The sequence below is a fragment of the Myxococcus sp. CA039A genome, assembly GCF_013336645.1.
Classification (GTDB): domain Bacteria; phylum Myxococcota; class Myxococcia; order Myxococcales; family Myxococcaceae; genus Myxococcus; species Myxococcus llanfairpwllgwyngyllgogerychwyrndrobwllllantysiliogogogochensis.
Map to the genome: position 1 here is coordinate 1 of NZ_JABUMQ010000056.1, position 19,566 is coordinate 19,566.

General features: G+C 67.6%; 24 protein-coding genes. 13 read left to right on the forward strand and 11 right to left on the reverse strand.

Annotated elements, in window-relative coordinates:
• Together HR086_RS12070 and HR086_RS12075 are read right to left on the reverse strand one after the other, a co-directional pair.
• On the reverse strand, positions 1-211 hold a 211-nt coding region (locus HR086_RS12070; protein WP_141646046.1), incomplete at its 3' end, for a hypothetical protein.
• On the reverse strand, positions 208-798 hold the full coding sequence (locus tag HR086_RS12075; RefSeq protein WP_174465680.1) for a hypothetical protein: 591 nt from the start codon (positions 796-798) through the stop codon (positions 208-210). The genes HR086_RS12070 and HR086_RS12075, both read right to left, overlap by 4 nt.
• Positions 799-980: 182 nt before the next feature.
• Between HR086_RS12075 and HR086_RS12080 the strand changes: the two genes are divergently transcribed.
• Positions 981-1,748: an alpha/beta fold hydrolase gene (locus tag HR086_RS12080; RefSeq protein ID WP_174465681.1), complete on the forward strand. Its 768-nt coding sequence runs from the start codon at positions 981-983 to the stop codon at positions 1,746-1,748.
• Positions 1,749-1,815: 67 nt separating this feature from the next.
• Here the strand turns inward: HR086_RS12080 and HR086_RS12085 are convergent, their stop codons facing one another.
• Both HR086_RS12085 and HR086_RS12090 read right to left on the reverse strand, forming a co-directional pair.
• Complete coding sequence (locus tag HR086_RS12085; RefSeq protein WP_174458744.1) at positions 1,816-2,448, reverse strand: hypothetical protein; 633 nt, start codon at positions 2,446-2,448, stop codon at positions 1,816-1,818.
• 262 nt (positions 2,449-2,710) lie between these two features.
• Positions 2,711-3,331, reverse strand: coding sequence for a glutathione S-transferase family protein (locus HR086_RS12090; protein ID WP_174458745.1), 621 nt, complete (start codon positions 3,329-3,331; stop codon positions 2,711-2,713).
• A gap of 177 nt (positions 3,332-3,508) precedes the next feature.
• Here HR086_RS12090 and HR086_RS12095 point away from each other — a divergent pair, with 177 nt between their 5' ends.
• On the forward strand, positions 3,509-4,369 hold the full coding sequence (locus HR086_RS12095) for a helix-turn-helix domain-containing protein (RefSeq protein WP_174465682.1): 861 nt from the start codon (positions 3,509-3,511) through the stop codon (positions 4,367-4,369).
• Between the two features lie 121 nt (positions 4,370-4,490).
• Here HR086_RS12095 and HR086_RS12100 read toward each other — a convergent pair whose 3' ends face one another.
• Positions 4,491-5,390, reverse strand: a complete 900-nt coding sequence (locus HR086_RS12100; protein WP_174465683.1) for an NmrA family NAD(P)-binding protein — start codon at positions 5,388-5,390, stop codon at positions 4,491-4,493.
• 119 nt (positions 5,391-5,509) lie between these two features.
• Here HR086_RS12100 and HR086_RS12105 point away from each other — a divergent pair, with 119 nt between their 5' ends.
• A complete protein-coding gene (locus HR086_RS12105) occupies positions 5,510-6,106 on the forward strand; it encodes a TetR/AcrR family transcriptional regulator (protein ID WP_174458748.1) in 597 nt (198 codons plus the stop codon).
• Positions 6,107-6,175: 69 nt separating this feature from the next.
• Here the strand turns inward: HR086_RS12105 and HR086_RS12110 are convergent, their stop codons facing one another.
• A complete protein-coding gene (locus tag HR086_RS12110; protein WP_174465684.1) occupies positions 6,176-7,069 on the reverse strand; it encodes a LysR substrate-binding domain-containing protein in 894 nt (297 codons plus the stop codon).
• Between the two features lie 122 nt (positions 7,070-7,191).
• On the opposite strand from HR086_RS12110, the gene HR086_RS12115 reads away from it, so the two are divergent.
• Positions 7,192-8,070, forward strand: coding sequence for a PhzF family phenazine biosynthesis protein (locus HR086_RS12115; RefSeq protein ID WP_174465685.1), 879 nt, complete (start codon positions 7,192-7,194; stop codon positions 8,068-8,070).
• A 41-nt stretch (positions 8,071-8,111) separates the two neighbouring features.
• Here the strand turns inward: HR086_RS12115 and HR086_RS12120 are convergent, their stop codons facing one another.
• A complete protein-coding gene (locus HR086_RS12120) occupies positions 8,112-8,966 on the reverse strand; it encodes an SDR family NAD(P)-dependent oxidoreductase (RefSeq protein ID WP_174465686.1) in 855 nt (284 codons plus the stop codon).
• Between the two features lie 65 nt (positions 8,967-9,031).
• Here HR086_RS12120 and HR086_RS12125 point away from each other — a divergent pair, with 65 nt between their 5' ends.
• On the forward strand, positions 9,032-9,976 hold the full coding sequence (locus HR086_RS12125; RefSeq protein ID WP_174465687.1) for an AraC family transcriptional regulator: 945 nt from the start codon (positions 9,032-9,034) through the stop codon (positions 9,974-9,976).
• Between the two features lie 114 nt (positions 9,977-10,090).
• Here the strand turns inward: HR086_RS12125 and HR086_RS12130 are convergent, their stop codons facing one another.
• Positions 10,091-10,342 (reverse strand): hypothetical protein, encoded by a 252-nt coding sequence (locus HR086_RS12130; protein WP_141646060.1) that lies wholly within the window; start codon positions 10,340-10,342, stop codon positions 10,091-10,093.
• Between the two features lie 73 nt (positions 10,343-10,415).
• Positions 10,416-10,901: a hypothetical protein gene (locus HR086_RS12135; protein ID WP_174465688.1), complete on the reverse strand. Its 486-nt coding sequence runs from the start codon at positions 10,899-10,901 to the stop codon at positions 10,416-10,418.
• A 146-nt stretch (positions 10,902-11,047) separates the two neighbouring features.
• Here HR086_RS12135 and HR086_RS12140 point away from each other — a divergent pair, with 146 nt between their 5' ends.
• Positions 11,048-11,269, forward strand: coding sequence for a hypothetical protein (locus HR086_RS12140; RefSeq protein WP_174465679.1), 222 nt, complete (start codon positions 11,048-11,050; stop codon positions 11,267-11,269).
• 464 nt (positions 11,270-11,733) lie between these two features.
• On the opposite strand, the gene HR086_RS48450 is transcribed toward HR086_RS12140, so the two are convergent.
• On the reverse strand, positions 11,734-11,892 hold the full coding sequence (locus HR086_RS48450) for a hypothetical protein (protein ID WP_254626293.1): 159 nt from the start codon (positions 11,890-11,892) through the stop codon (positions 11,734-11,736).
• Between HR086_RS48450 and HR086_RS12145 the strand changes: the two genes are divergently transcribed.
• The 7 genes from HR086_RS12145 to HR086_RS12175 all read left to right on the forward strand — a co-directional run bounded on the left by HR086_RS12145 (position 11,891) and on the right by HR086_RS12175 (position 18,329).
• Positions 11,891-13,171: an SH3 domain-containing protein gene (locus tag HR086_RS12145; RefSeq protein ID WP_254626294.1), complete on the forward strand. Its 1,281-nt coding sequence runs from the start codon at positions 11,891-11,893 to the stop codon at positions 13,169-13,171. The two genes, HR086_RS48450 and HR086_RS12145, sit on opposite strands and share 2 nt — an antisense overlap.
• Positions 13,172-13,290: 119 nt before the next feature.
• Complete coding sequence (locus HR086_RS12150) at positions 13,291-14,358, forward strand: alpha/beta fold hydrolase (protein WP_174458755.1); 1,068 nt, start codon at positions 13,291-13,293, stop codon at positions 14,356-14,358.
• Complete coding sequence (locus HR086_RS12155; RefSeq protein WP_174458756.1) at positions 14,355-15,182, forward strand: MerR family transcriptional regulator; 828 nt, start codon at positions 14,355-14,357, stop codon at positions 15,180-15,182. Before HR086_RS12150 ends, HR086_RS12155 begins: the two co-directional genes overlap by 4 nt.
• 408 nt (positions 15,183-15,590) lie before the next feature.
• On the forward strand, positions 15,591-16,037 hold the full coding sequence (locus HR086_RS12160; RefSeq protein ID WP_174458757.1) for a hypothetical protein: 447 nt from the start codon (positions 15,591-15,593) through the stop codon (positions 16,035-16,037).
• Positions 16,038-16,124: 87 nt separating this feature from the next.
• Positions 16,125-16,397: a hypothetical protein gene (locus HR086_RS12165; protein WP_174465689.1), complete on the forward strand. Its 273-nt coding sequence runs from the start codon at positions 16,125-16,127 to the stop codon at positions 16,395-16,397.
• A gap of 145 nt (positions 16,398-16,542) precedes the next feature.
• Positions 16,543-17,436: an RNA polymerase subunit sigma-70 gene (locus HR086_RS12170; RefSeq protein ID WP_217440900.1), complete on the forward strand. Its 894-nt coding sequence runs from the start codon at positions 16,543-16,545 to the stop codon at positions 17,434-17,436.
• Positions 17,437-17,510: 74 nt separating this feature from the next.
• Positions 17,511-18,329: an alpha/beta fold hydrolase gene (locus HR086_RS12175; protein WP_174464126.1), complete on the forward strand. Its 819-nt coding sequence runs from the start codon at positions 17,511-17,513 to the stop codon at positions 18,327-18,329.
• Positions 18,330-18,678: 349 nt separating this feature from the next.
• On the opposite strand, the gene HR086_RS12180 is transcribed toward HR086_RS12175, so the two are convergent.
• Positions 18,679-19,563 carry a hypothetical protein gene (locus HR086_RS12180; RefSeq protein WP_174464127.1) on the reverse strand — a complete coding sequence of 295 codons (885 nt, stop codon included), beginning with the start codon at positions 19,561-19,563 and terminating at the stop codon, positions 18,679-18,681.
• Positions 19,564-19,566 lie beyond the last annotated feature (3 nt).

A 19,566-nucleotide genomic window follows, 5' to 3' on the forward strand; every position in this document is an offset into this window, starting at 1 on the left:
CGGGCGGGCCGTGCATGGCGCGCCGGCCCACCGTGGGCATCACCCTCATCGACGGGAAGCCGATGCAGATGCCGTAGAAGGCGCTGAGCGCGAAGATGCGCATGACCTCCGCGGGCGGAGTGGGCGCGGGGAGTATCACGAACGCCGTGACGAGCGCCGCGAGCAGCAGCGTGCAGCCCGCGAACAGCGCCCAGCGCACCCCGGGTTTCATTTCGCGCGCCGCACCGTCATCTCGAGGAACTGACCGAATGTCTTGCCCCCATCGAGCGAGAGTTCTCCCTTTTCAACCCACACCCCGTCGCGCACGTCCAGCGTGAAGCGGACGCGGCCCTGAGGCATGTCGAAGCCCCACTGGAACACCCCATCGCCCAGCAGCTTCATTTCGGTGTCCACGACGCCGCCACCGAACCGGTATGCACTGAAGCGCACGCGGCCAGCGGCCTCATCCCAGGAGAGTACTCCGAGCGCCTGGTGCGTGGGGACCTCGGGGGCCGTGGGGCTCGCTCGGCTGGTGCCCAGTCCCTCCACCACGAGCACTGTTCCGTCGAGGTGCGGCTGCACGGTCTCCTTCAGTTGGAACGTCTTGCGGCCGCCCGCATGAGGGCCCATGTCGACCCATCCGTCTCCCCGCCAGTTGCCCACCAGGACCTGTAACGGCGAGAGCTTCTCGCGGTGCCGGGCGGCCGCTTCCGCGGCGGAGGGTGGCTGTCTCGGCCGCACAGGAGGCGTGGGCTCCGCGGCGAGGACAGGGGCGGCCAGTGTGAGCGCGAGGGCGACGAGGAGGTTGCGGGCGTGCATGAGAGGTACTCCCGTTCGTGGGTGCCTTCCGGTCCTAGTTCAGGGGCGCTCGCCGGGCGCGCGGGTTCCGACGAGAGGTCGGACTTCAGGGACGAGGGGTTCATCGGCACCCGAGCGGGGGCTATGCCGGTGTCGTTGGTTCCCCGTGACTTCGCGCAAGGACACACTGACCGTAAAAGCAGATGTATTACGAGGTGTCCGGCAAGGGCGACCCGCTGATTGTCCTGCACGGGGCCTACATGAACATCCCGACGATGGGCGCCATCATCCCCAAGCTCGCGAAGACCCATCGGGTCTATGCGCTCGAGTTTCAGGGACACGGCCGCACCACCGACATCGACCGGCCCATCACCTACCCCCACCTGGCGGATGACATCGCGGCCTTCATGGACGCGGTGGGACTCAAGAAGGCGGACGTGTTCGGCTACTCCATGGGAGCGGCCGCCGGGCTGCAGTTCGCCATCCGCCATCCGGAGAAGGTGAACAAGCTGGCCGCCGCTTCGGTCGCCTACGACGTCGAGGGCTGGCAGCCCGAGTTCAAGGAGTTCATCCCGCAGATGAAGGTGGAGATGTTCCTCGAGATGCCGTTCGCGAAGGACTACCGGAAGCTCGCCGCCAACCCCGAAGGGTTTCCGGAGCTGGTCCGGAAGCTGATTGCGCTCGAGAAGGAGCCGATGGCGTGGAGGGAGCAGGTGAAGGCGCTGAAGACTCCGGTGCTCATCATCACCGGAGATGCCGACGTCTCGACCCTGGAGCATTCGGTCGCCCTGTTCCGGCTCCTCGGCGGTGGCGGCGCGGGCGACATGGGCAAGCCGCTGTCGCCCTCGCGCCTCGCGGTCCTGCCGGCGACGTCACACACCGCGGTCATCACGCAAACGGAGCTGTTGCACGCCTTCATCGAGCCCTTCCTGAAGGGCATCACGCCGAAGGGGATGTTCGAGGCTCCTTAAGCCGGTGCCTCGAACCGCTCCCCCTTTCACCGCGTGAGTGACGGGGAGGCTTCCGCTCCTGGACGACTCAGCGTCGGACGAGGAGTCGCAGACCGCCCATGAACCAGGAATGGAAGCGGGCATCCTGTCCGTCGTACCTGGCCAGGGTCCCCGTCACGTAGGGGCCGAACCACACGGGCCCCGCGACGTTGAAATCGATGCCCCCCTGAAGGTTGCCCACCTCGAAGCCTTCCAGGCGGCCATACGACGAGGTCGGTTCGAGTTCTCCGGTCATGACGGAGGGCACCTGGTCGGCATCGAGGACGTCGTAGCCAACGCCCAGGCCCAGCCACGGGCTGAGCTTCTCCGACCAGGGGTGGTGGTAGCTCAGGTTGAGGCCGATTCGCATGGCGCTCACACCGCAGTCCCCCTGGCACTCACTGACGGCGAGCCCCACCGCGTACTGGAACGAGGCGCCCACGTAGAAGTGGGAGCCCAGGAACGTCCCCACGTCGAGCTGCGCGGGGACGATGCCCTTCACGATTTCGTCCAGGTATATGTCGTAGTGGCTGTCCCCTCCCTTCGCGATGCCGATGGGGAGCCCGTAGCCGGCGCGAAGGCCGAAGGAGAGCTTCAGGTCCTCGGATTCGGCCTGGGCGACAGGTGCCCCTGCGAGGATGAGCGTGATGATGGCCCCGAACGTGACAACTGAGTTGCGCATGATGTCTTCCTCTCGCGGTGATGCGATGTGAATCACCGCCGGGCCCAGAGCGGGGTCGGCCTCCCTCGCCTGGCCCGACGAGGCGCCAGTGCAAGCGCGGTGCCTTCCCTGTTCTCCAGGTGACACCAGGATGGACCGTGAAGACAGCACGACTCGGGGACTCAGAATTTCGCGGCAATGCGCCAGGGAGGCCGTGCTCCAGGGGAGGCATGACTTGTGTGTCGCAGCCTGGCTGAGGCACGGGTGGTGATGCGGGGAGTGCTCAACGGGCCCTGGCCGTTGGCCATACCGGCATCTTCACGAAGCCCGGCAGTTGCTCGACACGCGCCAGCCAGGCGGTGACTCCAGGGTAGTCGTCGAGGGCGATTCCTCCCTGGTACGAGAGGCTCACCAGAGGATGACAAGCCACGTCCGCCAGCGTCGGACGCCCGAGCTCAAGCCAGCCCCCGTCGGTCAGACGTCGCTCCAGCACCTGCAGGGCCGAGCGCGCTCGCGACTGCGCGGCGGGGAGGTCGCAGGCCACTCCGAAGGCCAGGTGGTTGCGCGCGAAGCCAATGCCGTTGTGCAGCTCATTGGCATCCATGAACAGCCATTGCATCACTCCCGCCGCCTCCGCGGGCTCTCGCGGCAGCCAGACGTCAGCGCGGTCATAGGTCCGGGCAAGGTAGTAGACAATGGCGTGACTGTCTCGCAGCACGAGTTCACCGTCGGTCAGCACCGGGACCTGCCCGAGCGGATTGAGCGCCAGGAATTCGGGGCGTCGATGCTCGCCGACGACCAGGTTCACCATCTGCTCGCGGTAGTCGAGCCCCAGCAGGGAGAGGAACAGCCGCACGCGGTGCGTGTTACCGGACAGGGGAAAGCCATGAAGGATGCGCGTCATGAAGCCTCCTGGAGAGGACTGAGCTGGGGTTGCACGTCGCGCGGCGATGGCGACGCGGGCCACTGTGGAGTCGTCGCGTGGGCGCGGCAACCACCTCGGAGGTAGTTGTCGCCATCACCGCATCAGCCCCACACTCCCCGCGTCCGCCATCTCGTCTTCCTCACGGAGGGGTCACTCATGGCTTCACGTCCGCAAGCGCTGCCGGAGCTGACCCCAGGCTCGTCCTTCGCCGAGCAGCTCAAGCGCTGGCGACAGCTGCGCAGGCTCTCGCAGATGGAGCTGTCCCTGCAGGCGAACGTCTCGCAGAAGCACGTCAGCTACCTCGAGCTGGGGCGGGCGAGGCCCAGCCGCGCCATGGTCCTGCTGCTAGCGCACGTGCTCGATCTCCCCCTGCACGAGCGCAACGTGTTCCTGGAAGCCGCTGGCTTCACCGGAGCCTTCAGCCGGAGCACCCTGGATGCCCCCTCGATGCGGCCGGTGGTCGAGGCCGTCGATGTCATGCTCACCCACCTCGAGCCGAATCCGGCGCTCGTGGTCGACGGCGCCTGGGACATCGTCCGGCTCAACGCAGGCATGTCGCGGCTCACGGCGGCGCTGGCATTCGACCCGGCGCCACTGCAGCGCGCCGTGGGCATGGCGAGGGCGCGAAACATGATGCGCCAGCTGTTCCACCCTGCCGGCCTGCGCGGGCGCATCATCAACTGGACGGAGGTCGCGCCGCTGATGCTCGTGCATCTGCGCCGCCAGCATCAGAGTCGGCCGAGCGAGGCCCTCGCGGACCTCTACACCGAACTGCGGGGGTATCCCGGCGTATCCGCCCTGCCAGTTCCGTCATCGGCATCCACCGGCCTGCCGCCCATCACGCCCATCGAGTACGCGCATGGGACGTTCCGGATACGGCTGTTGTCGATGTGCTCGACCTTTGGCAATGCGCAGGACATCACCACCGACCATCTGCGCATCGAGTCCTTCTTTCCCGCCGACGACGACGCGCGGCGGCGCTTGAATGAGCTCAAGGCGGCAGGACGGAGACGGTAGGGTCTTCGGGCAAGACCTCAGCGCGCCCAGCAGGCCGCGCGCCGCCAATCCTGCCCACGGCACCGCGTGCAGAGTGACTTCGCCCATTGCCTCCTGGCGGAGTCCCGGCGATGAGGTCACCTCAAGGCCACTTGGCGTGGACCCATTGCGCGAAGGTCCGTGGCGAGAGGCCGAGGGCCCGCGCTTCGTCGGGGCGGGCCGGACTCGGATTTTCGTTCAGGTAGCGCTGCGAGTTGACGAACGCGGGGAGGAGGCCCTGTGCGAGTGCCTCTTCCGGAGTCAGGTCGGGCGCCTCGACCTTCGTCTTCCAGGCCTCCGAAAGGACCGCTGATATCTCGCGGAGCGAGCGGACATCACCGGCGAGTTCGAGGTTGCGGCCATCGAAGCGCTCCGGCTCGGCGATGATTCGCGCGACCGCCTTGCCGATATCGTCGACGGCGATGAGCGACAGCCGGGTGTCGGGTTTGAGGACGGTCAGCAGCCGATTCTCCACCCAGTTCGCGAAGAGGAATGACGGGCGCACGAAGTTCTCCATGAACATGGACGGCCGCAGCACGGTCCAGTGCGGGAAGCCGGCGTCCTTCACGAGCTCGTCGAGATACGCCTTGCTCTCCCAGTAATGCTCCAGCGTCTTCCAGCGCCCCTCCTTCCAACCGGGGACGCCGCGATGATGGTCGCCAGCGCCGGAGACCGATGTGTGGACGAACTGCGGGACGCGCTCGGCGAGCGCCGCCTCGACGAGGTTCCGCCCATGCCTCGTCTCGGAGTCGCCTCCGAGGTCCTTGAGGTCGGGCGTCTGCACCGAGAAGACCGCGTCGACGCCACGGCAGGCCGCGCGCAGCGAAGGCGGGTCATCAAGATTCCCCGAGGCAATCTCGACGCCGTGCCCCCGGAGCCCCGCCACTGCCGGCGCCTCCAGGTTTCGGACCAGCGCCCGCACCGCGACGCCGTCGGCGCGCAGTGCGCGTGCGGCCGCTCCGCCCTGTCTGCCCGTGGCTCCCGTCACCAGAACCGTCTTCATGGCCCACCTCATCGCAACGTGGCCGGCGCTTTATTGCAACCAGTTCGTTGCTTTAACGAAGGTAACGGCCCCGGAGGACAAAGCAACTTGTTCGTTGCTTTCGTGCTAGAACGTTCGGGATGGCTTCGAAACAGCAACGGGGCGAGCCGCTGGTCGCGAAGATTCTCGAGGCGACCCTCGAAGAGGTCGCGCGGGTCGGCTACGAGAACCTGTCAATCGAGGCGGTCGCCGAGCGCGCCGCCGTCAACAAGACGACAATCTATCGCCGCTGGGAAACTCCGGAGGCGCTGGTGCTCGCCGCGTTCGAACGGGTGTCCGACCAGGACAGCTTCCCCAACACCGGCTCGCTCCGGGGCGATCTCCTCGACTACCTGCGCCGCTATCGCGCGGTCTGCCGCTCCCCCGTGGTGCTGTCGCTGATGCGCATGCTCTTCGCTGGCAGTGGCGGCAAGGGAGAGCTCTGCAAGGTCATCCAAGAGCGAATCGAGCGCTCCGAATGCAACGCGCTCGTGATGTTCGAGCGGGCGGTGGCGCGCGGCGAGCTCCCGAAGGACACCGACATGCCGCTCGTTCGTGACCTCCTGCTCGGCAGCGCCCGGAATCTGATTTTGTTCCGCCATGACACCTGCACCGACGAGACGCTCGAGCGAGTCGTCGACGTGATGCTGCTCGGCGCCGCCGAAGGCGGTCGGCGAAAGAAGTCGGCGCGACGCTGAGGCACCCCGCGAAGCGCATTCGTCCCATGCGTTGCACGCGGACCGCTACGACCCGCGAACAGGTATGAATCATGGGAGCGTCATCAGGTTGCGTTGAAACCACTCCCGGAGGGCGACGACGTCGGCACGGGAACTCAGGCCTGGCGCGCAGACGAAGTGATAGGTCTCGCCGCAAAGAACCTCGACGAACGGCTGGCTCAGCAGTCCCGCGGACAAGGCGTCGGCCACCAAGACCCGGCTGACGATGGCAACCCCCTGCCCCGCGAGCGCGGCCTGAACCGCATGCAGGCCGTCCGTGAACCGGATGCCGGCCTCGGTATCCACCCCTGTGACTCCGGCCTCGGCACACCAGCGGGCCCACGTCGGCGGAGGTCTGGGCACACGCTGCCCGTCGATGTGGATGAGCTTCGCGCGGCGCAGGTCGCTGGCGCGCGTGAGTTTGAGTCTCGGGCTGCACACGGGGGCGAAGGTGTCGCGCTTCAGCACCGTGGCCTCGGCCCCCGGAAACGGGCCCCTGCCATAGCGGATGGCCACATCGACTTCGCCCGCTTTCAGCACCACGGGCGCGTTTCCGGCATGCAGCCGGAACTCGATGTCCGGCAAGAGGCGGCGGACCTCATCCAGACGCGGCACCAGCCACTGGCTCAAGAACCCCGTGGTGGCGGAGAGTGTCAGCGTCACGGGAGTCGGGCCCTTGCGCAGGCGTGAGACAACCCGGCTGATGTCCGCGAAACCCGCCGCGGCCGCCTCGTACAGCTCCGCGCCCGCCGACGTCAGGGACACGGACCGTGGCGTCCGGTCGAGCACACGCACGCCCAGGTAGGCTTCGAGCTGCCGGACCTGGTGGCTGATGGCCGTGGGCGTCACGAAGAGCTCCGCGGCGGCGGCCTTGAAGCTGGAATGTCGGGCGGCGGCGTCGAAGGCGCGCAGCGCGTTCAAGGGAGGAAGCTCGTACGGAGGCATGCTGAATCCAGCTCATCTTCAAGGTGAGAACTTCGCTTTTGCGGCGGCACCCGTGCCTCATTAGGTTTCCGTCAGGTCCGAGCAAGGTGAATGTAGCTCATCTACGACCGAGGAGAAGACGAATGGCAGAGCTGGCATCAGGGCTGATCGATGTGTTCGCGGATGCTCCGCTGAGCGGCAACCCTCTCGCGGTCGTCGAAGGCGCGGACGCGTTGCCCGACGACACGCTTCGGCGCATCGCAGGCGAGTTCAATCAGGCGGAGACGACCTTTCTCCTGAAGAGCACGCGCGCCGATTGGAAGTTGCGCTCGTTCACCGCGAATGGCTCGGAGATATTCGGAGCGGGGCACAATGCGCTCGGGGCCTGGCTGTGGCTCGCCGAGCACGGAGCCCTCGGTTCGTTGGATGCGCCGAAGACCTTCCAACAGGAAATCGGTACAGACGTGTTGCCCATCACGCTCGAGGCACGTGCGGGCCGCATCCATGGACGGATGAAGCAGTCCCCATTGAAGCTCTCTTCGTCACTCGATGAGGTCGGCCCTCTGGCCGAGGCACTTGCCCTGCCTGTCGCGGATGTCCTGACGCACCCGGCGCCCCGCGTCGCCAGCACCGGCGCAGGTCATCTCCTGGTTCGCGTTCGAGACGCGCTGACTGTTGATCGCGCTCGCCCCATGAGTGACAAGTTGCTCTCGGTGCTGGCGGCGGCGGGGGCAGAGGGCTGCTATGTCTACGCGTTCGACCCGGCCGCGCCACGGACGGCCTATGCGCGCTTCTTCAACCCCACGGTCGGTCTCTGGGAAGACGCGGCGACAGGCACGGCCGCCGGGCCGCTGTGCGCCTACCTGGGTTCGGAGGACCTGCTCGCGGAGGACAAGACCCTCGTCGTCGAGCAGGGTGTTCACATGGGCCGGCGCAGTTTGTTGCATGTGCGCCTGACGCCAGAGCCCGAGCTCTCCGGCTCTGGAGTCGTGGTGCTTCGTGGATTGCTCACGGTGACGTGACACTCACTCGACGCCCACGTGCTTCTTATCCTGGGCGCGAGTCACGAACCCGGGCGCAGCATGGCCTCGGCGAGCCTCCAGACGCTGGCCGCCAGCTCGGCGTCGTACGCAATCGCTGTGGGCTGATATTTCTTCGGACTCTTGAGCGCGGCACCTCGCGCGAGCCGCACGTCCTCGTCGAGCAGGAAGCGAAGGCCATTTTCAGCCGAGCGCTCCGGCGTCGTCGCGATGAGCGCGTACAGCGCGCGGGCCCACCACGGCTGTTCGCGAATCGAGTCGGTCGTCGTAGGGCCCACGCAGGAAATCGCGATGCTGATGGGCAGGTCTTTCCACCTTCGCGCGGCCTCCTGAACGTGAAGGAAGCCGAGCACCTGCGACGACATGAGCGAAGCCGTGAGCGTCCACTTGCGACGCTCGAATTGCAGATCGCCCACATCCGGCACGAGCCTCGCGGGAGGGCTGGCGCCGATGTGAAGAATCCGTCCATCTCCGGACGCCGCGAGCGCATCGACGAGCTTCAGGTTGAGCCCGGCCCGCGCGAGGTATTGCAGGCCGAAGGCGTGTTCGTAGCCGTCGGCCGTCGACTGACGCGTCCGCGCCCGCAGGTCCACGTTCATCGCCGAGTGGATGAGGCCATCGAATGTCCTGCGCCAGGCCAGGATGTTGCGGGCAGCGGCTTCGATGCCCACGACCGACGAGAGGTCTGCCCGTGCCCACCGCGCGTCACCGGCTCCGGCGTCACGCAGCAGCTTCGCCGTGGCTTCGCCCCGTGTGGCATCTCGGCCCAACACGAGCACGTCCGCGTGTCGCCGCGCCATCGCGAGCGCGGTGGCTCGACCAATGCCACTCGTCCCACCGGCGAAGACGAAGGCCTTTCCTCTAACGTCTCTCGACATCAGCACCTCGTGGAGTTCAAGTTCGGGTGCCATGGTCTCGGACGACCTGCTACGAAGCGTCTCGAATGGTTGATGGAACGTCCGACGATGCGCTGACGTCGCTTCTCTCCACCGTGAGGCTTCGCGCGAGCATCTTCGGTGCGAGCGAGCTCGCGGCGCCCTGGGGCGTCAGCACCGAGGGTCTCGGCGCCTACGTCTGTTACGTCATCCCAGAAGGAAGTGCCGTCCTCTTCGTGCGCGGGACTCGCCGTGCCCTCCCCCTCCTGGCGGGCGGTGTCGCGCTGGTCCGCGCGGGCATGGCGCACGAGCTCAAGGACTCGCTCAAGACGCGCGCCGAGCCCTTCGAGCGGCTTCGCGCCAGGTCCAAGAGCGCGACCTCTTTCTTCCGCGGCGGCGGCACCGGCGCGCGAACCCAGGTCATCTGTGGGACCCTCGAGGTCGACGAGATTGACCGCGCCCTCTTCGACACCGCGCTGCCACCAGTCGTGAGCTTGAAACACGAAGAGCTCTCGGGGGCGACGCGGCATCTGGTCGCCGCGCTCACGTCCGAGGCCATCGACCGGAAGCCCGGGGCATCACTCGTCCTGACGCGGCTGGCGGAGCTCCTCTTCGTGCAGGTCGTTCGCGCGTGCATCGGTCTCGATGTTCGGATCGCCAGCTGGCTGCGAGGAGTCGGACACCCGGCAATCACGAAGGCGCTGGCTGCGATTCATCGCGCGCCAGGAGAAGCATGGACGCTCGAACGTCTCGCGGAGGAGGCGATGATGTCGCGGTCGACCTTCGCGGCGACCTTCCACGACATCGTGGGGGAGACGCCGTTCGCATATCTCACGTCGTGGCGCATGCGAGCCGCCGCACAGCTCCTCGCATCGTCTGAACAGAGCCTCAAGGTGATTGCCAGCACCGTTGGCTACGCATCCGACGAGGCCTTCTCGCGAGCCTTCCGAGCATGGGCCGGTATGCCTCCCGGCGCATACCGGGGGCGGTCGCCAAGGCGTGCGGACACGTAGCCGTCCCGCCTCGAACCCCTGTACATCCGGCTGCCCATCTCGTCGTTCGAGCGACTCCCCTGCTCGGTCCCCCGCACTCGAACGGGCATCCCACAACGACCTTGGCGCGCACCGCTATCGCCTGTTGATGAGGTAGCGGAGGACCGAGCCGAGGCCGGAGAAACGAAATGAGGGGTCGATGTATTTTTCGATGACGTAGAAGGCGAAGTAGTAGGCGCGGCAGAAGGCCCAGATGGCGAGGCTGAGCAGGAGCAGGACACGCCACTCGGGCAACTGAAGGAGGACGAGCGCCGACGACATCAGTCCGATGACGACGAAGAGGCTCGCCTTGATCCACATCCATCGGTGCGATTGCAGGTCGCGCATGCGCGAAACCTATACCGCCGCTGAGACCTTCGACAGCGCAGGGGGCCGCGGGGCACCAGGCCTCGCCTCCACGTCAGCGCTCCTCGCCTATCTTCGGCATCCCCCGACACAGAAAATCCTCGTCGTCCTTGATGTACGCCAGCAGGAATTCCTCCAGGCTCCCTAACGGGAACCGAGGATCATTGCCGCTCTTGGTGCCCAGGACGAGAGACACGTATCCCTTCCATGGCCCTGACACCCACAGCGCGTACCACCACGACTGCTGAAAGTAGTCGACGAAGATGACAGACGCCTCCGTGGCGTTGCAGCCGTACCCTGCGTCTCGGAGAACATCGGCGGTCGCGCGAAGCTCCCCCGGCAACCAGAAACGAAACCCCTGGGCATCCTCATCCGTTGGAAGCCCGGCGATGCGGAGGAACGCCTCGTATTCTTCTGGAAGTACGCCAGGAAGCGACCGCCACGCGTCCACGAGTTCCTTCATCGCGACCGGCTGGACGTTGAGGTGCCGCTCCAGCCAGTGCTGCCGAACCTGCGTCGCGATATTCGTTATTGCAGTCATGGCGCGGCGATCCAATCCATCAAGCACTTCAACAACCCCGGTGCTGCAAGCGCAGGTTTTCGACGGTAGCACGGGTCAATTTCGCTGCGTGTCCTGGACGAACCGCGAGGCGCGGTGGAGCAACAGGCGCGTGCTACCTTCGGTGGATGGCAAACCACCTCGCCTGCATCGGAATCCACGCCAACGACAAGGCGGCCTTCGGGCGCGTCCTGGACTCCCTGCTGGAGCACACCACGGTCGCGGGCACGACACGCGACCACGAGTTGAAGGTGTGGTCCGACACTTCGGGCGCGAGCTACAGCTTCGTCTTCAACCACGCGCGCACGGCGCAGTGCGCCATCCCGAGCTTCCGGGCGGCAACATCGTGAGGGGGACCTTCTGGCTTGTGGCGAGCGTGACGGCGGGGCTGGGCTGAGCCCGACCAAGAGAGTGGCCATGAGCCTGCGCGAGAAGCGCACCCGTGTGCCTCCCAAACCCGGTCGCCGCATCGCGAGCGCGTCGCTGCCATGAGCGCCAGCGCGTCGCGGCCAGTGAACGAGCCGTGAACTCCGAGGCGACAACAGCCCTGACTGAGGGGCATCTCAGTGGGCCCGTGAAGGCGGCGAGCAGCCGACAAGGCGAGCCGTCCGTTCAAGGAGCTTCTGGAGCGACTGCCTCCCGGTGAAAACGCCGCGCGCCTGCGAAATAGCTCTCGCCAAGAGTTCGTTGTGCCTGAGGGTGAGCAGCCAGTTACAAGTGCGATGACCTGCTCGCCCCCGCGCGCATGCACGGCCACATGAGCCGTCTTCCCCCTGGGAGTTGAACGAATGAGCCGCCTGGCATCCCCCTCCACTCAGCCTCGTGCGACGACGTGCCGGGCTGGCGCACGCACATGGCGCACGCGGATTCTCTCGCTCGCGGTGATGGGGACCACCGCCAGCCTTGCCGCCTGCGCCGCGCCGTCCGCGCTCGCCGTGTCTCCATCCGGGGTGCCCGCGTTCAGCGAAGACATGCTGTCGCCCGAGTTCTGGATTCGCCACGCGCCATCTCCCGATGAGGTGCTGCTCGATGCCAACCAGGTGGCGGCCAAGCGCATGCGCGCCTTCGGTCCGGATGGCGGCCTGATCGACCTGAAGCGCATCCCGGCCACGCTGACGCGGGCGCAGGTCGCCGGCTGGGTCAAGGATGCGCAGCAGACGCCCATCCAGGCAGTCATCGACGAACAGGGCCGACCGGTGACGGAGGCGATGCTCGAAGAGCCGCGCCAGAACACCGCGACCGAACACATCCCCGAAGCCTCCACCGCGCGCTACGGCCTCAGCGTGCGGCGCACGACCCTGCGGTCACTGCCGTCCGACCGGAAGTTCTTCGCGGCGGAGAACCTGCGCGACTACGAAAGCCTGCAGGCCGGCATCCTCTTCCCTGGCGAGCCGGTCGTCATCGCGCACCACAGCGCGGACCAGCAATGGCTGTTCGTCATGACGACCCAGGGTCCCGCATGGGTCCGGCGCGCCGATGTCGCGGAGGGCTCGGCGGACGCGGTGTTCTCGTACGTGGCGAAAGCGCCCGGGCGTGTCGTCACGGGCGACCAGGTGCGCACGGTCTCCACGCCGGAAGCACCCGGGGTGTCCGAGCTCGAGCTCGACATGGGGGTCGCGCTGCCACGGGCCGACGTGGCACCCGGTGAGCCGGTCAACGGCGCCAGCAGCTATGCATCGTGGCCGGTGCTGCTGCCGGTGCGCGAGCAGGACGGCACACTGGCGTTCCAGAGCGCGCTGCTGCGCCGTACCGCCGACACCGCGCCGGGCTATCTGCCAATGACACGCGCCAACATCCTCCGCCAGGCGTTCAAGTTCCTCGGCGAGCGCTACGGCTGGGGGCACCAGTTCAATGCACGCGACTGCAGCGGACTGACCAGCGAGGTGTACCGCAGCCTAGGGCTGTTCCTGCCGCCCAACTCCGGGATGCAGGGCAAGAGCGAGGCGCTGAATCACCGCCTCTTCACTGCGCAGGACTCGCACGCCGAGCGGCTGCGCGCGCTGGCCCAAGCGCAGGTGGGTGACCTCATCGTCGTTCCCGGTCACGTCTTGATGATCATCGGCCACGTGGATGGCGAGCCCTACGTCATCCAGGATGTCCCGTTCGCCGTGTTCAAGGACCCGGCCACGCAGCAGCTCCGCAAGACGAAGCTGAACCAGGTATCGGTCACGCCTCTGCTGCCGCTGTATGCCGACGACACGACCCTGTACGTGGACGCGATGACGAGCCTCGTACACGTCACGCGGCCATAGGCCCGGCCGCGGGCGATGAATTCCATGCTCGCGTGGGCCGCCTCCGCTTGACTCTCCCCCAAGGGGAGACCGCCACCCTCCGCTCCATGTCACCCGGAAACAGGTCTCGGAGGATGGTCATGGTAGGAGTTCTTGGAACACTCGTCCTGCTGGTCGCGGCGGCAGCGGGCACCTGGTGGTGGATGGGGCGAGCGCTCTTCCAACCAGGCACCGTGGAGCAGTTGCTGGCCGCGCGGGGCGAAACGCTGGACGTTCCCCCAGGACAACGTGCGGATGGGCCGTCCTGGCAGGTGTCGCCGGACGTGAGGCTCCACCACGTGGCCGTGGGTGATGGGCGGGACGTCGTCGTCGTGCATGGCGGCCCTGGACTCCCGCCAGCGGAACCCTGGCGCGGGGCGACCATGACGGGTGACGCCCTGCGCTGGCACTTCTATGACCAGCGAGGCTGCGGCGCCTCGTCGCGGCCCTTCACCCACGCGCCCCCTGGCGGCACGTGGCAGGCCATGCAGGCGGTGGAGCTGCGACTGGGACTCGCCGCGCAGCTCGCGGACCTCGAGCGCATCCGGCGACTGCTGGGCAAGGAGCGCCTCACGCTCGTGGGACACTCCTTCGGGGCCCTGGTGGCCGCGCTCTACGCCGCGGAGTGGCCGGAGCGGGTCGAGGCCCTCGTGCTGGTGGCACCCGCCCCGTTGGTGACGATGCCCGCGGGTGATGGCGACCTGTTCACCCAGGTGAGGGCCCGGTTGGACGCAACGGGCCAACGCGAGCTGGCGGCGTGGCTGAAGCACACCTTCGACTTCCCTGCCCGCCTGAAGGACGACGAGGCCCGACTCGCCGAGCACTTCGCCGCCTTCGGCCCCCTGTACGTCCAGGCCACGCGGCACGCCCGCCCCGACGCGAAGCTTCCAGGCGCCGGCACCGCGGGAGGCTTTCTCTCGCTGGGGCTCTACCTGAGCCTGGGCCGGCATCACGACTGGACGGAATGGTTGCGCCGGGTGCGCGCGCCCACGCTCGTCATCCATGGCGCCCAGGACCTCCAGCCGCGCTCGGCCACGGAGCGTGTGGTAGAGGCGATTCCCCACGCGCGACTGGTGGAGCTGGCGGACAGCGGGCACTTCCCTTTCGAGGAGCAACCCGAGTCCTTCGCGGCCACTGTGCGCGCCTTCCTCTTGGAGGAGGAGCGGTGAGCGGACTGCTGTATTCCATTGGCGAGACTTCGCGCATCACCGGGCTGACCGTGAAGGCCCTGCGCTTCTACCAGGAGAAGGGACTGCTCGAACCCTCGCGCGTGGACCCCTCCTCTGGCTATCGCTACTACACCGAGCGCGACATCGCCCTGGCCCACACGCTGCGCGCGCTGCGCGACCTGAAACTGTCCCTGGAAGAGATTCAGGGAGTGCTCACGGAGGTGGCGACGGGCGCCTCGCTCGCGGAGCAACTGGGGCGCGCGCGCGCCCGGCTCGCCGACGAGGCCGCCAGCGCGCACCGCTCCGTGCTCGCGCTGGACACCCTGCTGCGAAACCAGGCCCAGGCGGAGGCGTACCTGCGCGCACCGCCGCCACTCCTCGAGCGCTGGCTCCCTCCGGCCCGCGTCGCCGTGCACCGGGCCCGGGGACGGTACTCCGACGCGTCGGTGGCCTTCCCCAGGCTGTTCGCCGCGTGCGGCCCCCACGTGGCCGGTGCGCCCTTCTGCCTCCTTCACGAGGCGGAGTACCGCGAGGAGGACGCGGACGTGTCCTGGTGTGTCCCCCTGGCACCGGGAGCCACTCCGCGAGGTGTCACCATCGAGGAGGTGCCCGAGGTCCAGGCAGTCACGCTCGTCCACTCAGGGGCGCCCCAGTCCGTGGGCCCATCCTGGGCTCGCCTCTTCGCATCCCTTCACTCGAAGGAGCGCACCCCAGCCCTTCCCCTGCGCGAGACGTTCCTGCGCGTGGACACACAGGAGAGCGCCTCCTGGTTGACCGAGCTCGCGCTGCCGTGGGAGGGGAACGGGCTTCGAAGCAAGACCTGAGTCAGCCCCTCCCGATGGATGGGCTGAGCCAGTGCCTTCCTTGGAGCCACTGGAGAAGCGTGTACGCGCCAGGCTGTGCAGCCGCGTTCACATCGACCTCTGGATTGTGCAAGGAATTGCACAGCCCTGACATGGGCGCCGTCGAGGATGGGGAGACTGGGACAGGGCCAGCTTCTTGCTGGGCGACCGGGCATGAATACCCTCAGGCATCTGTCGACCTGGTCGTCGTTCGTGGCGCTCGGATGGGTCCTCCTCGCGCCAGGAGTCGGCCGTGCATCGGAAGCCGAAGCGTCGCCCGGTGAGATGGCGTCAAGCCCACAGCCTCTCAGCCCGGCCCCGCTGGTGGATGCGCCTCGGGAGGAGAGTGGTGGACGGTATGTGGGGCGCATCGCGGCCGAGGTGGGACTCATGGCCGCGACCTCGATGGCGGCGGCGATCCCCGGAATGATCATCGGCGCGACGAGCTTGCGGGAGGATCCACCGTCCCGCTTCGACTTCCTGAACCTCGATGGAGCAGGGCGTGGGTTTCTCGTGGGGGCCGCGATAGGTGCTCCGCTGGGCGTCTGGTTGGGTGGGCGGGCCACCCGGGGCCGAGGGACCTTCGGTGGCGTATTGCTGGGGGCTGGAACCGGGGGCGGCCTTGGGCTGCTGGCCTCGACGCTGGTTCCGAAGAAGCACGAGGATATCGCGCCGCTACTCTTCCCGGCATTCGCCATGGCCGGCTCACTCATCGGCTACGAGGTGTCCCACGCCTCGAACATGGCGCCTTCGGCCCCCGCCGCCGAGGTGAGCCTCCTGCCGGTGCTCGCCCTCGACGCGAAGGGGAGCATGCTGGGCCTGTCGGGACGGTTCTGACGACCCCGACGCAGGTGCTCGGGGCCACCGGGCGCGAGGAGCAGGCAGACGCGCTGGCGCACTGGCTGCGAATACACCTCAAGGTGGATGCGACCGCGCCGGAAGCGCTGCGCTCCGCCTGACTCACGACGCACGAGACACCGAACCCGAAGTGGCACCGCGTGGGAGCAGCAGGCCTACGTCAAAGCCTCCAACACGGGGGTCAACGACAACTTTGGCCTGCGCCTGGCGCTCTCGGCGGATGGCTACCTGCTGGGTGTGGGTGTCCCCTACGAGGACAGCAAGGCGAAGAGCATCAACGGCAACCAGGCGGACAACAGCAGCGAGGACAGCGGCGCCGTCTACCTCTTCAAGCTCTGAGCCGCCCTCGCGCGGGCCTGCATCGAAGCCGCGCCAAGCCCGCGTTTTCACTGGGGCCGGGGAGGAATCATCGGTCGACCGATGATTCCGGTCCCTCCGCGTCGTTTGGGTGTGGATGATAGAGACCACACCCTCCCCGCCCCCGATGACCGCCTTCGACGCGCTCGTGCGACCGCACCGCCGCGCGCTGCATCTCCACTGCTACCGCATGGTCGGCTCGTTCGCGGAGGCCGACGACCTGGTGCAGGAAACGCTGCTGCGCGCGTGGAATGCGCGCGATGCGTTCGACGCGAGCGGCGGTGAAGCCGGGATGCGGCGCTGGCTGTACCGCATCGCCACGAACGCCTGCCTCGACCACCTGCGAAGCTCTTCGCGGCAGGCGGCCTCCGCGCGCTCGTTCGCCGAGATTCCCTGGCTGCAGCCCTACCCGGACGTCCTGCTTGAAGAGGAGGCCGTCACGCGCGAGTCCATCGCCCTGGGCTACCTGGCCGTCATCCAGCGACTGCCGCCGAGGCAGCGGGCGGCCTTCGTGTTGTGCGAGCTCCTGGACTGGTCCGCGGCCGAGACGGCTTCCCTGCTGGAGACCTCGGTCGCGGCGGTCAACAGCAGCCTCCAGCGTGCCCGCGCCACGCTCTCCCGCCACGAGCCCCTCGCACGCGGCGACGCGGTGAGCGCCGACGAGCGCGCGCTGCTGGAGGCGTTCATCTCGGCGCACGAGAGCGGCGACTGCAAGGCGTCCATCGCGCTGCTCACGCGCGACGTGCGGGTGACCATGCCCCCACTGCCCGCGTGTTTCGAGGGCGTGGACCAGGTGCTCCCGCTCATGGAGCGAGCGAATGCCATGGGCGAGTGGCGACTGGTGCCGGCGTGGGCCAACCGCATGCCCGCGGCCATGAGCTACCTGCGACGACCGGGAGACCCCTCGTTCCGCGCCTTCAAGCTCGACGCGCTGCATGTACGCGACGGCCGCATCCACGAGATTACGACGTTCGAACCCAGGCTGATGGCCGCCTTCGGTCTGCCGGAGGTGCTCGCGTGAGAACGCTCCTTGTCGCGCTGTCCCTCCTCGCCAGCTCCTGCTCCTCCATTCCCTCCTCCCGAGGCGCTTCCTCCATGACGACCCCCACCCTCCCGACGAAGACCGGCCATGCCCAGGTGAATGGCCTGCGCCTCTATTACGAGGTGCGCGGCGTCCCCACTGACGGAGCCCTGCCGCTCGTGTTGCTGCACGGAGGACTCCACAACACCCTGATGGACGCGCCGGTCGCGACGCGCCTCGCGCAGGGGCGCCAGGTCATCTCGGTCGACCTCCAGGGCCACGGCAGGACCGCCGACATCGACCGCCCCTTGCGCTACGAGCAGTTGGCGGACGACCTCGCGGCCCTGCTCGACGAGCTGCGCGTGCCGCAAGCGGATGTACTGGGCTACTCGCTCGGCGGGGGCGTCGGCCTGCGCCTCGCCATCCAGCATCCGTCGCGGGTGCGCAAGCTCGTCGTGGTGAGCTCACCGTTCAGCAGTACCGGCTGGTACCCGGAGGTGGCCACGGCGTTCCAGCACCTGACGGGCGCGCTCGCCGACATGATGAAGCCCGCGCCGGTGTACCAGACCTACGCCGCCATCGCGCCCGATGCGACGGGCTTCGCGCGCCTCATCGACAAGACCGGCGAGCTCCAGCGCCGCCCCTACGACTGGTCCGTGGAGGTGTCGAAGCTCGCCATGCCCGTGCTCCTCGTGTTCGCGGACGCGGACTCCATGCCGCCCTCGTACATCGCGCGGTTCTACGAGCTGCTCGGCGGAGGCCAGCGCGACGGTGGCCTCGACGGCAGCGGTCGCCCCAAGTCGAGCCTCGCCATCCTGCCCGGCCACACGCACTACGACCTGTTCGAGTCCCCCGCGATGATTACAACCGTCGAGCCCTTCCTCGGGCCCTGACCTGCCGCGCGAAGCCGGACCTTCCGCGTCAGGCGCCCCCAATCCGGTCACTGCGTGATACGCGCGTCAATGCCTGTCCACAGCCCTTCCCACGTCCGGCAAGGAGCCCTCTGAAGTGCGACAGACGCCGCTGCATTCCTTCCGCGGTTGACCGGAGGGCGTTAGTTATTGGTGACGTATATCTTCTTGAAAGTGCGGTTTGGACGGTCGACCTGGGGGTCGTTGCTCAGGGTGATGGAGGTCTGGGACAACGAGCCAACGGTGGTGAGCGCCCGGGCCTGTTGATTGAAGAGGAACGAATCGGGAGCGCCAGGATGCCTGCGCCAGGAGGGCGGCGTCAGGCCCTGGTTCAAGTGCCTGGGGCCGGTCCACCGAGACGAACTCCACGCATGGCTCGCACCGAGCGCGCAAGGCTCTCAATGGATACCGAGTGGCCGCGCTCCGCCAACAGCTCGACGAGCACCGCCATCGACGCGTCATCGCCGAGCGCCATGAGCGCCTGGCTGCGCGAATCACTCGCCAGCCACGTGAGCGCCGCGCGTGGTGCCAGGCCCTTGCCCTGACGCAGCCGGTCCTCGACCTCGGGCTTCAGCGCGGAGTGCCCTGCGTTCGCGAGGGACATCACGCGGTCATAGTCGACAGAGCCGTCCGCATCGAACACGGTGGGCTCGAACACTTCATCGAACGTCGCGTGGTCGTGGATGTCGGGGGTGAACTCGGTCCAACCGCGCGCCCCACACACCACCGTGCGGCGGCACCGGTCCGCGTCGACGCACGTGGTGCCATCCAGCAACACGAGTGCGGCTTCGCACGAGCGCGCCACCAATACCGCGCCGCCGTCGCCCCACGCTCCACTCACGATGCCGAGCCCGCCGCCGACAATCAGGTCGCCCTTTATCTCGACGCGTGCGCTCGCGGCGAAGCGCACGTTTCTCGCTCGCACGTCGCCGGTCACGACCAGCGCGCTCGACAGGTAGTCGTTGGTCCTGCACACGAGGTCACCACTTGTCTCGAGGTCTCCATCGATGACGACGGCCCATGGGCCGCGCCCGCTCTTGATGGTGTCCTCGCAACGCACGCTGCCATTGACGATGCGTGGCACGACGATGCCATTGGTCTCCGGGTCGTTGAAATCCTCGGTCTCCAGGAACGAGGTGAGCCAATCCGCTCCGGCAAACCGCCTGGCGACTTCCGCGAACGTCGTCACTTCACCGAGTTCATCGAGCCGAATCATGGG

Bases quoted from the DNA above. Each gene is read 5' to 3' on its own strand.
- HR086_RS12075 (WP_174465680.1), bottom strand. From the start codon at position 798: ATGCACGCCCGCAACCTCCTCGTCGCCCTCGCGCTCACACTGGCCGCC.
- HR086_RS12080 (WP_174465681.1), top strand. From the start codon at position 981: ATGTATTACGAGGTGTCCGGCAAGGGCGACCCGCTGATTGTCCTGCAC.
- HR086_RS12085 (WP_174458744.1), bottom strand. From the start codon at position 2,448: ATGCGCAACTCAGTTGTCACGTTCGGGGCCATCATCACGCTCATCCTC.
- HR086_RS12090 (WP_174458745.1), bottom strand. From the start codon at position 3,331: ATGACGCGCATCCTTCATGGCTTTCCCCTGTCCGGTAACACGCACCGC.
- HR086_RS12095 (WP_174465682.1), top strand. From the start codon at position 3,509: ATGGCTTCACGTCCGCAAGCGCTGCCGGAGCTGACCCCAGGCTCGTCC.
- HR086_RS12100 (WP_174465683.1), bottom strand. From the start codon at position 5,390: ATGAAGACGGTTCTGGTGACGGGAGCCACGGGCAGACAGGGCGGAGCG.
- HR086_RS12105 (WP_174458748.1), top strand. From the start codon at position 5,510: ATGGCTTCGAAACAGCAACGGGGCGAGCCGCTGGTCGCGAAGATTCTC.
- HR086_RS12110 (WP_174465684.1), bottom strand. From the start codon at position 7,069: ATGCCTCCGTACGAGCTTCCTCCCTTGAACGCGCTGCGCGCCTTCGAC.
- HR086_RS12115 (WP_174465685.1), top strand. From the start codon at position 7,192: ATGGCAGAGCTGGCATCAGGGCTGATCGATGTGTTCGCGGATGCTCCG.
- HR086_RS12120 (WP_174465686.1), bottom strand. From the start codon at position 8,966: ATGTCGAGAGACGTTAGAGGAAAGGCCTTCGTCTTCGCCGGTGGGACG.
- HR086_RS12125 (WP_174465687.1), top strand. From the start codon at position 9,032: ATGGTTGATGGAACGTCCGACGATGCGCTGACGTCGCTTCTCTCCACC.
- HR086_RS12130 (WP_141646060.1), bottom strand. From the start codon at position 10,342: ATGCGCGACCTGCAATCGCACCGATGGATGTGGATCAAGGCGAGCCTC.
- HR086_RS12135 (WP_174465688.1), bottom strand. From the start codon at position 10,901: ATGACTGCAATAACGAATATCGCGACGCAGGTTCGGCAGCACTGGCTG.
- HR086_RS12140 (WP_174465679.1), top strand. From the start codon at position 11,048: ATGGCAAACCACCTCGCCTGCATCGGAATCCACGCCAACGACAAGGCG.
- HR086_RS12145 (WP_254626294.1), top strand. From the start codon at position 11,891: ATGCTGTCGCCCGAGTTCTGGATTCGCCACGCGCCATCTCCCGATGAG.
- HR086_RS48450 (WP_254626293.1), bottom strand. From the start codon at position 11,892: ATGTCTTCGCTGAACGCGGGCACCCCGGATGGAGACACGGCGAGCGCG.
- HR086_RS12150 (WP_174458755.1), top strand. From the start codon at position 13,291: ATGGTAGGAGTTCTTGGAACACTCGTCCTGCTGGTCGCGGCGGCAGCG.
- HR086_RS12160 (WP_174458757.1), top strand. From the start codon at position 15,591: ATGGCCGCGACCTCGATGGCGGCGGCGATCCCCGGAATGATCATCGGC.
- HR086_RS12165 (WP_174465689.1), top strand. From the start codon at position 16,125: ATGCGACCGCGCCGGAAGCGCTGCGCTCCGCCTGACTCACGACGCACG.
- HR086_RS12170 (WP_217440900.1), top strand. From the start codon at position 16,543: ATGACCGCCTTCGACGCGCTCGTGCGACCGCACCGCCGCGCGCTGCAT.
- HR086_RS12175 (WP_174464126.1), top strand. From the start codon at position 17,511: ATGACGACCCCCACCCTCCCGACGAAGACCGGCCATGCCCAGGTGAAT.
- HR086_RS12180 (WP_174464127.1), bottom strand. From the start codon at position 19,563: ATGATTCGGCTCGATGAACTCGGTGAAGTGACGACGTTCGCGGAAGTC.